Annotated in this window: 12 protein-coding genes and 1 pseudogene; 9 read left to right on the top strand and 4 right to left on the bottom strand. The window is 74.8% G+C overall.

What is annotated here, in order from left to right; translation table 11 throughout:
- The first annotated feature begins 6 nt into the window (after positions 1 to 6).
- A complete protein-coding gene (locus ACWCXH_RS19125; protein ID WP_449802600.1) occupies positions 7 to 2472 on the top strand; it encodes an HAD-IC family P-type ATPase in 2466 nt (821 codons plus the stop codon).
- A 136-nt stretch (positions 2473 to 2608) separates the two neighbouring features.
- Positions 2609 to 2830: a hypothetical protein gene (locus ACWCXH_RS19120; protein WP_449802599.1), complete on the top strand. Its 222-nt coding sequence runs from the start codon at positions 2609 to 2611 to the stop codon at positions 2828 to 2830.
- 43 nt (positions 2831 to 2873) lie between these two features.
- On the opposite strand, the gene ACWCXH_RS19115 is transcribed toward ACWCXH_RS19120, so the two are convergent.
- Together ACWCXH_RS19115 and ACWCXH_RS19110 are read right to left on the bottom strand one after the other, a co-directional pair.
- Positions 2874 to 6170, bottom strand: coding sequence for a sacsin N-terminal ATP-binding-like domain-containing protein (locus tag ACWCXH_RS19115; RefSeq protein WP_449802598.1), 3297 nt, complete (start codon positions 6168 to 6170; stop codon positions 2874 to 2876).
- Positions 6171 to 6350: 180 nt separating this feature from the next.
- Complete coding sequence (locus tag ACWCXH_RS19110; protein ID WP_449802719.1) at positions 6351 to 7232, bottom strand: DUF3027 domain-containing protein; 882 nt, start codon at positions 7230 to 7232, stop codon at positions 6351 to 6353.
- A gap of 297 nt (positions 7233 to 7529) precedes the next feature.
- On the opposite strand from ACWCXH_RS19110, the gene ACWCXH_RS19105 reads away from it, so the two are divergent.
- From ACWCXH_RS19105 to ACWCXH_RS19090, 4 genes are all read left to right on the top strand, one after another.
- Entirely contained in the window at positions 7530 to 9179 is a 1650-nt protein-coding gene (locus ACWCXH_RS19105; protein ID WP_449802597.1) for an MFS transporter, read from the top strand.
- Between the two features lie 74 nt (positions 9180 to 9253).
- Positions 9254 to 9784, top strand: coding sequence for a hypothetical protein (locus ACWCXH_RS19100; RefSeq protein ID WP_449802596.1), 531 nt, complete (start codon positions 9254 to 9256; stop codon positions 9782 to 9784).
- Between the two features lie 10 nt (positions 9785 to 9794).
- A complete protein-coding gene (locus tag ACWCXH_RS19095) occupies positions 9795 to 10544 on the top strand; it encodes a futalosine hydrolase (RefSeq protein WP_449802595.1) in 750 nt (249 codons plus the stop codon).
- Positions 10537 to 11388 (top strand): 1,4-dihydroxy-6-naphthoate synthase, encoded by an 852-nt coding sequence (locus tag ACWCXH_RS19090; RefSeq protein ID WP_449802594.1) that lies wholly within the window; start codon positions 10537 to 10539, stop codon positions 11386 to 11388. Before ACWCXH_RS19095 ends, ACWCXH_RS19090 begins: the two co-directional genes overlap by 8 nt.
- An 18-nt stretch (positions 11389 to 11406) precedes the next feature.
- On the opposite strand, the gene ACWCXH_RS19085 is transcribed toward ACWCXH_RS19090, so the two are convergent.
- A complete protein-coding gene (locus tag ACWCXH_RS19085; RefSeq protein ID WP_449802593.1) occupies positions 11407 to 11790 on the bottom strand; it encodes a cold-shock protein in 384 nt (127 codons plus the stop codon).
- A 531-nt stretch (positions 11791 to 12321) separates the two neighbouring features.
- On the opposite strand from ACWCXH_RS19085, the gene ACWCXH_RS19080 reads away from it, so the two are divergent.
- A complete protein-coding gene (locus tag ACWCXH_RS19080; protein WP_449802592.1) occupies positions 12322 to 12561 on the top strand; it encodes a hypothetical protein in 240 nt (79 codons plus the stop codon).
- On the opposite strand, the gene ACWCXH_RS19075 is transcribed toward ACWCXH_RS19080, so the two are convergent.
- Entirely contained in the window at positions 12558 to 13199 is a 642-nt protein-coding gene (locus tag ACWCXH_RS19075; protein WP_449802591.1) for an HAD family hydrolase, read from the bottom strand. The genes ACWCXH_RS19080 and ACWCXH_RS19075 overlap by 4 nt on opposite strands.
- A gap of 146 nt (positions 13200 to 13345) precedes the next feature.
- Here ACWCXH_RS19075 and ACWCXH_RS19070 point away from each other — a divergent pair.
- Both ACWCXH_RS19070 and ACWCXH_RS19065 read left to right on the top strand, forming a co-directional pair.
- Positions 13346 to 13682 (top strand): annotated as a pseudogene (locus ACWCXH_RS19070) (cobalamin/Fe(3+)-siderophore ABC transporter ATP-binding protein); the annotation flags it as partial.
- 101 nt (positions 13683 to 13783) lie between these two features.
- Positions 13784 to 14065: a hypothetical protein gene (locus ACWCXH_RS19065; protein WP_449802590.1), complete on the top strand. Its 282-nt coding sequence runs from the start codon at positions 13784 to 13786 to the stop codon at positions 14063 to 14065.
- Positions 14066 to 14088: the final 23 nt, after the last annotated feature.

The raw sequence follows: 14088 nt of genomic DNA, 5'->3' as shown, positions 1-14088 counted from the left end.
GGTGCCATGACGCAGCCTGCCCACTCCTCGGAAGAGCAGCCCGGCGAGGGCGACCGACCCGACGGTGCGCACCCCCTCGGTCTGCTGCCCGGTCGCCGCGGAGGGCTGAGCAGCGCGGAGGTGGCCGAGCGGGTCGCCCGCGGACAGGTCAACGACGTCCCGGTGCGCTCCAGCCGCTCCGCCAAGGAGATCGTCCGGGCCAACGTCTTCACCCGGTTCAACGCGATCATCGGCGTCATGTTCGGGATCATCCTGATCGTCGGCCCGCTCCAGGACGGCCTGTTCGGCCTGGTCATCGTCGCCAACACGGCGATCGGCATCATCCAGGAGCTGCGCGCCAAGAAGACCCTGGACAGCCTGGCCCTGATCGGCGAGGCCCGCCCCCAGGTCCGCCGGGACGGCACCGTCCAGCAGATCGCCGTCGGCGAGATCGTCCTCGACGACTCCGTGCTGCTCGGCATCGGCGACAAGGTGATCGTCGACGGCGAGGTCAGCGAGGCGGACGGCCTGGAGATCGACGAGTCGCTGCTCACCGGCGAGCCCGACCCCGTCCTCAAGCGACCCGGCGACCAGGTGATGTCCGGCAGCTTCGTGGTCGCCGGCGCGGGCGCGTTCACCGCGACGAAGGTCGGCCGCGAGGCGTACGCGGCGCAACTGGCCGAGGAGGCCAGCCGGTTCACGCTGGTGAAGTCGGAGCTGCGCAGCGGCATCAACAGCATCCTGCGGTTCATCACCTACCTGCTGATCCCCACCGCCCTCGGCCTGATCATCAGCCAACTGGCGGTCGAGGGCCGGGACTGGCGCGAGGCGGTGCGCCGCATGGTGGCCGGCATCGTGCCGATGGTGCCGGAGGGACTGGTGCTGCTCACCTCGGTCGCCTTCGCGATCGGCGTGATCCGGCTCGGCCGCAAGCAGTGCCTGGTGCAGGAGCTGCCGGCGATCGAGGGGCTGGCCCGGGTCGACACCGTGTGCCTGGACAAGACCGGCACCCTCACCGAGGGCGGCATGGACGTCGTCGACCTGCTCGTGCTCTCCAACGGCGAGCCCGCCCCCGTCGACCCGGTGACGATCAAGCACGCGCTCGGCGTGATGGCCGGCGCCGACGCCAGGCCCAACCCGTCCATGCAGGCCGTCATCGCCGCCTACGGGCGCGGGGACGGCGACGGACGTGCGGACGCAGGCGCCGACGGCTGGCGCGTCATCGAGGCCATGCCCTTCTCCTCCGCCCGCAAGTGGAGCGGCGTGCAACTGCTGGAGCCGCAGGGCGGCGAGGCCACCTGGCTGCTCGGCGCCCCCGACGTCCTGCTGCCCGCCGGCCACCCGGCGCTCGCCGAGGTGGACGAGCTGGGCGCCAAGGGCCTGCGGGTGCTGCTGCTCGGCCGCAACCCCGCCCCGCTGGACTCCCCCGACCCGGCGGCGGGCCTCACCCCGCTCGCCCTGGTGGTGCTCCAGCAGCGGCTGCGCGAGGACGCCGCGGCCACGCTGCGGTACTTCGAGGGGCAGCAGGTCCGGGCGAAGGTGATCTCCGGCGACGCCGCGGTCTCGGTCGGCGCGGTCGCCGGTCACCTCGGCCTGCCCGGCGCCGACCACCCGCTGGACGCCCGTACGCTGCCCGCCGAGCCGGAGGCGCTCGCCGACGCCGCCGAGCGGACGAGCGTGTTCGGCCGCGTCACCCCGCAGCAGAAGCGCGAGCTGGTCGGGGCGCTGCAGTCGCGCGGGCACACCGTGGCGATGACCGGCGACGGCGTCAACGACGTGCTCGCGCTCAAGGACGCGGACATCGGCGTGGCGATGGGCACCGGCAGCGACGCGACCAAGGCGGTCGCCCAGATCGTGCTGCTGAACGACTCCTTCGCGACGCTCCCCTCGGTGGTCGCCGAGGGCCGCCGGGTGATCGGCAACATCGAGCGCGTCGCCGGGCTGTTCCTGGTCAAGACGGTCTACTCGGTGCTGCTGGCCCTACTGGTGATCTTCACCCACTCGCCGTACCCGTTCCTGCCCCGGCACTCGACCGTGCTGTCCACGCTCACCATCGGCGTGCCGGCCTTCTTCCTCGCGCTCGCCCCCAACAACGAGCGCGCCCGCACCGGCTTCGTGCAGCGCGTCCTGCGGCTGGCGGTCCCCGGCGGCATCATCGCGGGCACCGGGACGTTCGTGGCCTACGCGCTGGCCCGCGCCGATCACGCGACGGACCTCAAGGCCGACACCAGCGTGGCCACGCTGACGCTGTTCCTGATCGCCATCTGGGTGCTCGCCATCCTCGCCCGCCCGTACAACTGGTGGCGCCTGCTGCTGATCGGCACGATGGGGGGCGCGTTCTCGCTGGTCCTGCTGGTCCCGTGGCTGTCCGACTTCTTCCAGCTCCGCCTGGTCGGCATCCGCGACCCGTGGACGGGCGTCGGCATCGCGGCGGTCTGCTGCATCGCCCTGGAGCTCGCCTGGCGCTTCATGAAACGCCGCGGCTACGAGTAACGCAGCGCCCCGCCACGGCACTCGGCCGGTACGCCCTCCGCCCGCGCCACGGCACCCCCCGGCCCTCACCACACCCCCACCCCCTGGCGTGCCACGGCACCCGCACCCCATGATGGCTCCCGAGAGGGGGTGCCGAATGGCGCGCAGGGGTGGGGAGCTGGAGGCGTTCATCGCCTTCCTGGGCGGGCTGCTGGCGGTCACACTGACCGCCCTCGCGATGACCGTCCTCCACGTGCTGACGAGGCCGGCACCGCCGCTCAGGGCCGCCGCGCTGGTGACGCTCGGCGTGGTCTGGCTGACCGTCACGGTCACGCTCTACGTGCGCATGCGGGCCCGCCCCGGAGGACGGGCCCACTGAGGCCCTCGCAGCCCTCTCAGCCCTCGCAGCCCTCGCAGCCCTCTCAGCCCTCGAAGTCCCGTGCCGCGGACAGCTCGTAGGCCCGGTCCGGCTCGCTGAGCGCGGCCAGCACCTCGAACCGCCGGTGCCACTGCCCGACCGACCAGGCCAGCCCGGCGGCCAGCCCCTCCGGGGTGGCCGCGTGCAGCAGCCCCGGCACCGGCGGCACCTCGAACTCGTCGTCCTCGTCCTCGGCCTCGGCCGCCTCCGGGTCGTACGGCGCCTCCGGCGCGTCCGCCTCGCGGTCGAGGCGCCAGTCCACCGCGGCCTCGTTGCCGTCCGGGCCGACCACGAGCAGCTCCTCGTGCTCCTCGTACGCCACCGGGCACCCGGGCAGCAGCTCCCGCACCACGGCCGGGACCCGGTGCAGCACGCCCTCGGACAGCACGCGCCCGCCCGCCACCTCGCTGGCCAGCGACACGTGCAGCCGCTCGGCGAGGTCCGCCGCGAGCGCGGGGGCGACCGGCAACAGCGGGTACGGGTGCAGGAGTTGGACCAGGTCGGGGGCGTCCGCGACGACCGCCTCGGTGGCGTCGACGATCACCGTGTGCGCCGGACGGCGGCCGGTGTCCGGGTCCAGCGGCGGCAACGCCCGCACCACGTCGAGGGGTTCGATCCGATCGGCGTCGACCAGGGCCAACGCGCTGTGGATGCCGTGCAGTTGGCGGTGGCCGACCTCCGCCTCCGGATCGGCGAGCCGGTCCAGCACCTCGTCCGGCCCGTGCGGCTCGGCGAGCAGCGCGGCGAGCGTCGTCCGGACGCCCAGGGCGTGCAGGAACTGCTCGTCCAGCGTGGTGCGGGCCTCGTCGTAGAGGCCGCGCAGCAGCGGGTCGGCCCCGGCGGCGCGCAGCCCGGCGGGCTCGCGGCCGTCCAGCACGGGGTGGTCGCGCAGCCACCACGCCGTGTACGGCGGCAGGTCGGCGTAGGAGCCGTCCGGCAGCAGGGTGCGGACGGGATTGACGACGGCGTCCCGGTACGGCGGGCGGGCGAGCGCGGCGAGCGCCTCGGGCCAGGCGTCGTCGTCGACCAGGTCGAGGTCGCGGACGGCGAGCAGCTCGGCGGCCACCGGCGGGACGCCCACGGCCTCATCGGCCTGCAGGGTTTCGAGCGCGTCCTCGGCCCAGTCGGCGAGCCCGTCGGGCGCCTCGTCGAGCAGGCCGGTGGGGTGGCCGCCGGCCGCGCGGTCGGCGGGGGCGGTCGGGTCGAGGCGCTCCAGGTCGTCCGGGTCGAGCACGACGTCCTCGGCCCGGACGAGGACGAAGTCGGACAGCACGCCGACCGCGCCGAGCACCTCGGGGCCCCAGCGCTCCAGCAGTTCGTCGTCCACCCAGCCGGCGTCCTCCTCGCGCGCGAGCGCCGCGAACGGGCTTCCGGGGAGCACGAGTTCGCCGGCCCGGGCGGGCTCGCCCTCGTCGTCGAGCAGCGCCAGCCGGGCCAGCCAGGGGTGCTCGCCGACGGCCGGGGCGGCGGCCCTGACCAGCGCCAGGACGGCGTCGGCCAGTTCGAGGGCGGCGTCGAGGTCGTCCTCGGCCACCTCGAAGGAGCGGGTGACGGCGGCCCGCACCTCGGGCGTGTCCAGCACGCCGGCCGGGGTGGCGGTGCCGGCGCCCAGCTTGGCCAGCAGCGGGTGCGCCGCCTCCGGATGGGCGAGCCGCAGGTCGAGCGCGGCGAGCGCCCCGGCCAGCGACTCGGGGTAGCCGGGGAAGGCCGCCCAGTCGGCGGCGTCGGAGGGCAGCAGCACGCGTCGCGGCCCGGTGACCGTCCGGCCGTCGGCGAGCGGGACGGGCAGCGCGCCGAGCGCCTCCGGGTCGGCCGCGCCGAGCGCCGCGTACAGGTTGCGCCACCAGGCGGGTTCGCGGTCCAGGCCGCCGAGCTGGTCGACCACCTCGGCGAGCGGCACCCGGCGCACGTTCAGCACCCGCAGTTCGGTGCGGCGCTCCAGGCCGGCCGGCAGCAGCCCGGGGAAGATCGGCGCCAGCGCCTCGACCACCGAGCCGTCCGCGCCCTCCAGCAGCGTCGCGTCCCGGGGCCGCAGCGCGGGCGTGCCCTCCTCGACCGGCGCCGGGTGCGGCAGGAACGGCGTGCCGGGCAGCCGCAGGAGGATCGCCGCGCGCAGCTCGTTGTCCAGCGCGCCGTCGCCGAGCGGGCCGGGCACCAGGCCGAGCGAGCCGAGGTCGCCGCCGCGGGCGCGCAGCAGGTCGGCGTAGCTGTCGGCGGCGCGCTCGGTGAGGAAGGCGGCGAGCGGGCCGGGGGCGACGTGCCGGCGGGAGGAGTCCAGCGGGTACGAGGCGATGAGCAGCGCGGGCAGGCCGACCGGCTCGTCGCTCGGGGTCGGCGCGTGCAGGACGGGCAGGACCCCGGGCAGCTGCGGGGTGCCGTCCTCGGCGACCGGGACGGCCCAGGTGACCGTCCAGTACGGACGGGCGCGCTCCTCGGTGGGCCGGTCGACGAGCAGGGCCGGATCGAGGCTGCCGGAGGCGCCGACGGTCTGCCAGAGCGTCTGCCGCGGGCGGCCGCCGCCGTCGTCGGTGACGGTCACCTCGGTGACGCCGTCGGGGCGCTGCTCGGTGGCACTGCGGGTGAGCGTCCGGGTGCCGTCCGGGGTCTCGACGACGATCTCGGCGAGGCCGGTGAGGGTGAGCAGCAGCGCGTCGTCGATGTTGGCGAGCAGGCGGCGCGTCAGGTCCTCGGCGGCGGCGTCGCGCAGCGGCAGCACGACCACGGTGTCGTAGCCCTCGGGCGCCGGGCCTTCGGCCGCGAACGGCAGCCGCAGCAGCGGGACGTGGCCGTCGCGGCGGCGCAGCTCGTCGGCCAGCGAGGGCTGCGCCCCGGCGAGCGCGCGGGCCTCGCCGAGCGACCAGCGCACGCCGCCCGCGGCGCCGAGCACGGCGGGCTCGTCGGTGACGGCGAGGACGGCGGCGAAGCCGACGCCGAACCGGCCGACGCTGGGCGCCTCGCCGCGCTTGGAGGAGGCACGCAGGGTGGACAGCGACTCGACGGCGGCGGCGTCGAGCGGGGCGCCGGTGTTGGCGGCGGCGAGCACGCCGTCGGCGAGGGTGAGCCGCAGCCGGCCGGGGCCGCGGCCGGCCCGGACGGCGGCGTCGGCCGCGTTCTGCGCCAACTCGACCACCAGGCGGTCGCGGTAGCCGCCGAGGGCCAGCTCCTCCTCGGCGTTGGCGTCCTCCCGGAACCGGGCCGGCGAGGCGGCCCAGGCGTCCAGCACCCGCCGACGCAACGCGGCACTCCCGAAGGGGTCCGCGAGGTGCTCGTCCGTGCCGCTGCCGATGATCCGAGGTTCCACTGGACCTGCCGCCTTCCGCCGCCCTGTACGTCGTAGGGCATTCTTCCCTGCCCCACCGACTGCTCCCGACCACGGCCCTTGCCGAGCGCAGCGGCGGGCGGGAAACCCGCAGCGCCCCCGCCCCGCAAACGCCACGGCCCGCCCCGCGGATCCAGCGGGGCGGGCCGTCGGCGTGGCTCGTCAGGAGTGGCCGAGCTCCTCGGCCGGGGCGTCCGGCTCGACCGAGCCGGAGGCGCGGTCCGGGTGCAGTTGCAGCGGCTCGACCACCAGCTCGTCCAGGATCAGCTCGGACGGCGCCGGCGGAGCCGGGATCACGGCCGCCTCGGAGTGCCCGCCGCAGCCGTACGCGAAGGAGACGATCTGCCCGTCGGCCGGCCCGAACTCGTTGCCGCAAACGCCGAAGGCCTGCCCGAGCGAGCCGCCGATCGGGACCAGGAAGCCACAGCTCGCGCACGAGGCCGGGGCGGCCTGCGCCATCGGGGTCTGCGGGCCGTGCGCCTTCTCCCAGCGCTCGGCGGCCAGGTGCAGCCCCATCCGCGAGAGCACCCGGCTGCGGCCCATGCCGAGTTCCTCGGCGACGGCGTTGATCTGCGCGCGGGCCGGGGCGGGCTGGACGTGCGGGTCGGAGACGACGACGTCCTCCTCGGCGGCCTGCGCCACCGCGGAGTTCGGCGCGGGCTCGTCCTCGCCGCTCCAGCCGGGCTCCAGGCGCACGTCGTCGGCGTCGGTGGGCAGCAGGTCGCCGGGGCCCATGTCGCCGGGGCGCAGCCGCTCGCTCCACGGCACCCACTGCGGGGCGAGGACGGCGTCGGGGCCGGGCAGCAGGACGACCTCGTCGAGGGTGACGTTCTTGGCGCGCGGAGCGCGGGCGACGGTGACAGCCCAGTGCCAGCCGCGGTAGGCCGCGTCCAGGCACTCGAAGCTGTGGGTGACGACGCGGTCGGCGTCCGCCTGGACACCGAGGTGCGTCCCGACGGTCTCCGCTCCGACCGCCTCTTCGGCTGCCTGGCGGGCGAGTTCGACGGCCTCGGCACAGAGCCGATCGGGGGTACGGCTTCGCATCGCAGCACTCACGGCGTCGATTCTCTCCCAGTTCTTCTGTCGCCCACGGCGTGTTGCCTGTTCCGTCGCGGCTAGGTGTCCCTCGTCCATTCTGCGCGACCGGGGGCCGCCGCGGTACCGACCGCGCCGCTCGTCCGGGCCTGCCGGCGCCGTGGGGGCCCGGGAGGGCGGACCCTGGGCAGGCTACCCGTCGGTCGGTGCCCCAGCACAGTCCGGGGCGCCGGCGGACCGGCCGGGGCCGCGCCGCACGGAGCGGAATCCCGCGTCGCAGAAGCGAATCTGGGGCAGGATGGGCTTGTGGCGGACGAGAACCCGTCGCAGCACGCACTGCGCGCCTCGCAGGCCGACGGCCCCGGCGAGGCGGACGCCGTGCTACGACAGCAGCCCCCGGTCCACCCTGCGGGCGAACCGCAGCAGGCGGACGGTTCCGGGACGTCCGCGGCCACCCCGGTCGACCTGAGAAAAGTCGACCTGATGAAACACGATCCGCAGCAGGCGGAGGAGCACGACACCGAGGAGATCCACACCCGCCACCTCGACGAGGACCTGCGGGAGGACCTGGAGGAGGAGCTCCCCGAGACCCACCGCCACTTCCTCGTCCGCACCGCCTCCGCCGCCGGCGCCCGCACCGGCCGGGTGGTGCACGGCACCGGCCGCCGGATCCGCCGGGCCACCGCGGCCGAGGGCGCGGGCGAGTCCGGCCTCGCCAAGCTGATCGAGCTGCACGCGCTGAACTCCTTCGGCGACATGCTGATCACCATCGCGCTGGCCTCGACCATCTTCTTCTCCGTCCCGACCGGCGAGGCCCGCGGCCGGGTGGCCCTCTACCTCCTGATCACGATGGCCCCGTTCGCCGTCCTCGCCCCCGTGGTCGGCCCGCTGCTGGACCGCCTGCCGCACGGCCGCCGCGCCGCCATGGCGATGTCGATGCTGGCCCGCGCCGTCCTGGCCTGGACGATGGCCGGGGTGATCTCGGGCGGCGGCATCGCGCTCTACCCGGAGGCGCTCGGCGTGCTGGTGGCGTCCAAGGCGTACGGCGTGGTGCGCAGCGTCGTGGTGCCCCGGCTGCTGCCGCACCGGCTGTCCCTGGTGAAGGCGAACTCCCGGGTCACCCTGGCCGGCCTGCTGGCCACCGGCGTGGCGGCCGGGGTGGGCGGCCTGCTGCACCTGATCGGGCCGGGCTGGCCGCTGCGCGGCGCGTTCCTGGTCTTCGTGATCGGCACCCTGATGGCCTTCCACCTGCCGCACGCGGTGGACTCGGCGAAGGGAGAGCAGCGGGCCGTACTGCACGCCGAGGCGCCGACCCCGGGCTCGCACCTGATCCACCACAGGCCGCCGCCGGTGAAGGCCTCGCTGCGCACGGTCGGCCCGTCGGTGGTCCTGGCGCTGCGGGCGATGTCGGCGATGAAGTGGCTGGTCGGCTTCCTGGTGCTGTTCCTGGCCTTCCTGCTGCGCGAGGAGCCGATCGGCGGTCTGCGGCCCACGGTGGCCCTCGGCCTGGTCGCCCTGGCGGCGGGCACGGGCAACGCGCTGGGCTCCGTCCTGGGCTCCTGGCTGCGCACCCGCGGCCCGGAGGCGACGGTCACCGCGATGCTGCTGCTCGCGACCTGTGCGACGGCGGCGTCCGCCCTCTGGTACGGCGTCGTGACGGTGATCATGATCGCCGGGACGGCCGGGCTGGCGGCCTCGCTCGGCAAGCTGGCGCTGGACGCGCTGATCCAGCGGGACGTCCCGGAGGCCGTGCGGACCTCGGCGTTCGCCCGTTCGGAGACGCTGATGCAGTTGTCCTGGGTGGCCGGCGGCGCGGTCGGCATCCTGCTGCCGCTGAACGGGGAGCTGGGGCTCTCGGTGGCCGCCGCGGTGGTCGGCCTGGTGCTGCTGTGGACGCTCCGCTCGCTGTTCCGGGTGGGCCTGCGCCGGCGCCCGGCGGCACCCCGGGTCGCCTGACCCGCCGGCTGCGGCAACACGCGGCTGCCGACCCCCGCGTAGCGTGATCGGCGAAGCCCGGTAGATTCTGACGCATGAGCCTCGATACCCGTGTCCTCGCCGCCGTCGGCGCCGTCGTCGTGATCGGCGCCGGCACGGTCGGCGGGTCCATCGCCTTCGCGTCCGGCCAGACCGCGCACAACAGCCACCGCGTCACGCTGACCGTGGGCAACTCCTCGATCGCGGCGGACCCGCTCTGCTACAACGACGGCAACCCGCTGACCGAGGACGACCAGCAGAAGTGCCAGGAGACGGCCACCCAGGCCCTCAAGGACGGCACGCTCCCGACCTCCGACGTCGCCGTCAGCGACAGGGTCGGCGTCGGCGTCTCGCCGAACGTGGCCGACAAGGGCTGGTGGGCCTTCACCAACGGCGGCTCGCAGGCCCAGGGCGGGCGCTACAGCCTGTCCGCCTACGCCAAGAACGCGACCTACTCGGGCTCGCAGTCGGCCGCCAAGCTGCTGAACGCCTCGGGCAAGACGCTGGTCACCGTGGTCGAGGGCGACCAGAACTCGGACAACCCGACCGCCGTCTGGTACTTCCAGCTGAACACCCAGGACAGCTGACGGTCCTGCGATGACCGCGCACGCCGACGGGCGGAACGAGCGGTCGGGCCCCGAGCGGGCCCGGCTGCTCGTCGTCGTCGCGGTGCCCGTCGAGGCCGAGGCGGTCCTGCGGGGCCTGCCCGGCGAGGCGCGGGCGCTGCCGCTGCCCGGTGGGGAGTTGCACCGCGCCGGGCCCGTGGACGTCCTGGCGGGCGGGGTCGGCCCGGCCGCCGCCGCTGCCGGTGCCTCGGCCGCGCTGTCCGCGCACCGCTACGGGCTGGTCGTCTCGGCCGGCATCGCGGGCGGGTTCGCCCCGCACGCCCCGGTGGGCGCCACCGTGGTGGCCGACGCGATCGTCGCCGCCGATCTGGGCGCCGAGACCCCCGAGGGCTTCGCCGACGTCGCCGAGCTCGGCTTCGGCACCGCCCGGCACACCCCTCCCCCGGCCGCCGTCGCGCTCGCCGCGCGGGCGCTGGGCGCCGTCACCGGGCCCGTCCTGACCGTCTCGACCGTCACCGGCAGCACCGAGCGGGCCGCCGCCCTGGCCGTCCGCCACCCCGGCGCCGCGGCCGAGGCGATGGAGGGCTTCGGCGTGGCCGAGGCCGCCGCCCGGTTCGGTGTGCCGGCCTTCGAACTGCGGACGGTCTCCAACCCCGTGGGCCCGCGCGACCGGGCCGCCTGGCGGATCGGCGACGCCCTGGCCGCCCTGGAACGGGCCTTCGCCGCGCTGCCCGTCCCCGCGCTCATCGAGGCACTCATCGAGGAGGCCGGCCGTGGCTGAACGGCTCAGCATCGCGTACTCGCCCTGCCCGAACGACACCTTCGTCTTCCACGCCTGGGCGCACGGCCTGGTGCCCGGCGCGGACGCCCCCGAGGTGACCTTCGCGGACATCGACATCACCAACGGGCTGGCCGAGCGCGGCGAACTGGACGTCCTGAAGATCAGCTACGGCGCGCTGCCCTGGGTCCTGGAGGAGTACACGCTGCTGCCCTGCGGCGGCGCGCTCGGCCGCGGCTGCGGCCCGCTGGTGCTCACCCGGCCGGGCGTGGCCGCCCCCGGGGACCTCGCCGGGAAGACGGTGGCGGTGCCGTCCGAGCGGTCCACCGCCTACCTGCTGTTCCGGCTCTGGGCCGCGAAGGCCGTGCCGGGCGGCTTCGGCGAGATCGTCGTCCTGCCGTTCCACGAGATCATGCCCGCCGTCCGGGACGGCCGGGTGGACGCCGGCCTGGTGATCCACGAGGCCCGCTTCACCTACCGGCAGTACGGGCTGCACAGCCTCGCCGACATGGGCGAGGCCTGGGAGCGGGAGACCGGCCTGCCGATCCCGCTCGGTGCGATCGTCGCGAAGCGCTCGCTCGGCGCCGAGCGGCTCCGCGCGCTCACCGACGCGATCCGCGCGTCCGTCCGGCAGGCCTGGGCGAACCCTTCGGCCAGCCGGGAGTACGTGCTCGCGCACGCCCAGGAGATGGACCCGGCCGTCGCCGACCAGCACATCGGGCTGTACGTGAACGAGTTCACCGCCGACCTCGGCGAGGAGGGCTACGCGGCCGTGCGCGCGCTGCTCACCCGGGCCGCCGCGGAGGGGCTGGTGCCCCCGCTCGACCCGGGTGCGCTCGCGTTCTGAACCGCTCCCAGGCCCTGGTCAGATGTCGAACTGGTCGGCCACCGCGCGCAGCAGGCCGGCCAGCTTCTGGCCCGTCGGCTTCGCCGGGTAGCGGCCGTGCTGGAGGCCCGGCAGCACCGCGTCCAGCGTGGTGATCAGGTCCTGGACGATGGGCGCCATGTCGTCGGCGCTGCGCCGCTGGGCGACGGCCACCGAGGGCAGCGCGTCGAGCAGTTGCACGGCCATCGCCTGGTCGCCGCGGTGGCCCGCCACCACGCCGAACTCGACCCGCTGGCCCGGCTTCAGAGTCGTGACACCGGCGGGCAGCGCCTTGGTGTGGACGAAGACGTCGCCGCCGTCGTCGCGCGACAGGAAGCCGAAGCCCTTCGTCTCGTTGAACCACTTGACCTGGCCGGTGGGCATCTCGAACAGTCCTCGAATGGGTGTGAGGGATCCCGGCCCTGGCCGGGGATCACTGGGTGGTGGAAAGAGCGGGCCGGCCTCGGCTCGGCGCCCGTGGGCGCTCATGGCCAGCACACTGTCAGGAGCAGACTAACGGTCCGTCACTGCCTCATCCGCGTTCCGCGAAAGTTGCGCGGTCGGGTGACTCGGGCACGCAGGCCCGCGGGGCTCTCGCGATCACGGGCGACCCGGTACTGGTGCGGCCTGGGCGCGGCTCAGCGCTGTCCATGCGGCTCACACCTCCGGCTCCGAGGAAGTCGGGGCGCGCCTGTCGCACCCCTCGGCACCCCCTGCATACCCTCGCTCAGCAGGGATCGAAACTCCCAGCTTCCGGGAAACTGCGCAACGTGACCGAACCGCTCGCCTGCGAAGCGGTCCGGCGGGAGGCGGGCCGGGGTGGGCGGACGGCGAGGCTCTGCCAGACTGGGGTGGCCCCACGCACCCCCGAGCACCCCCGAGCACCCCCGAGCACCTCCCGAGGAGCGAGCAGAAGTGAGCAGCCAGAGCGCCGACCGCGGCGACGCCTACGTCCGGGCCGGAGCGATCGTCTTCGGCGTCGGCGCGCTCGCCACCCTGGTCACCTTCGTCCCGCTGTTCCTGCACCTCACGCCGCTGCCGACGGTCGCGTACTGGCTGAGCATGCTGATGCCGGCGGGCTTCCTGCTCGCGCTGATCGGGCTCTTCGTGAACGCCCGGGAGCAGAAGCGCCGGGTGCAGGCCCGGGAGTCCTAGCCCCCCAGGTGCGCGGCGAGCCAGGCCGGGAACTCGGTGAGGTCCGCGAGCACCACGTCCGCGCCCGCCTCCCGCAGTTCCTCCGCGCTGTACGGGCCGGTCGCCACGCCCACCGCCACGGCGTCCGCGCGGCGGGCGCCGACGATGTCGCCCAGGTGGTCGCCGACGTAGACCGTCGCGCCCTGCTCGCGCAGCGCGTCGCCCTTGGTCTCCGCCCACAGGTCGCCGATCAGCGCGTCCGCGTGCAGCTCGGCGTGCTCCAGGTGGAGGCGGGCGTTCGGCTCGTACTTGCCGGTGATCACGGCGACCCGGCCGCCGTGCGCGCGGACCGCGTCCACCGCGGCGTGCGCGCCGGGCAGGGGGACGGTCGGCCCGAAGGCGAGCTCCTTGTACAGCTCGCGGTAGCGGGTGGCGGCCCGCTCGACCTCGCCCTCCGGGAACCAGTTGCGGATCTCGTCCAGCAGCGGCGGGCCGAGCCGGGTGACCACCAGGTCGGCGTCGATGGGGGTGCCGGTCTCGGCCGACAGTGCCAGGTAGGTGGCGCGGATACCGGGCCGGGTGTCCAGCAGCGTCATGTCGAGGTCGAAGCCGACGGTGAGCGGGGTGGCGTGCTGCGGGGTGGCGGGGGTCGCGGGCATGCCGCCAGGCTATCCAACGGCCGAGACGGGGGCCGGGGGAATTCGCCCCGGCTTCGCGGCGGAACTCGGGTCAACCTTGGTTGTCTGCGGGGGGGCTCATGACCGACACCACCGCGCCGGTGCCCGGCCGGCCACGAACCTCGCACCGCCGGACACCGTGGCTCGCCGCCGCCCTCGCCGCCGACGAGCGGACGACCTACCGCGACATCGCCCACCAGGTGGAAGTCCTCGACCTGGTCCGCCGCCTCAACGCCGAACGCGCCCGCACGGTCGTCGCCGTCCTCAACGACCTCAACCAGGCCGCCCGCTACGCCGACCACCTGGTGGCGATGCGCAACGGCCGCGTCGTCGCCCAGGGCACCCGGCGGAGGTGGTGACAGCCGACCTGGTCCACGAGGTCTTCGGCCTCGCCTCCATCGTCATCCCGACCCGGTCACCGGCACCCCGCTGGTAGTCCCCGCCGCCCCCTGGACGGCGGCATGACGGCGCCTGAGGACGGACGTCACCCAGCGTGTCAGTGGGCATACCTATGATTTATTGAGCGGCGGGGGCAGCGCGACACACGTTACTTAGGGGGGTAGCAGGTGAGCAATGAGCCGGTGAACCCGGCGGAGGTGCCGGTCTTCACGGGCGATCTGTTCGCACTGGACAACAGGGTGAAGTCGATCTCGACAGCCGGGGCGGCGATCGCGTCGGCGGCGGGTGCCGTGCACACGAGCTTCGGCGGGTTGAAGTCGTACTACAAGGCCCCCGAGGCCGAGCAGTTGTTCGCGACCACCAAGCCGGTCGACGACCTAGTAGGGCTTGGTCAGGTCGGTTTAACGGTGGCGTGTCCGTTGGCTGGTTGTGTCGTTGGCAGTGGGTGACACCTGGGGAGATGACGGAGGTC

The sequence above is a fragment of the Kitasatospora sp. NPDC001660 genome, assembly GCF_053596725.1.
The sequence above is the reverse complement of the archived record's forward strand: the minus strand, read 5'-3'. Positions and strand labels throughout refer to the sequence as shown.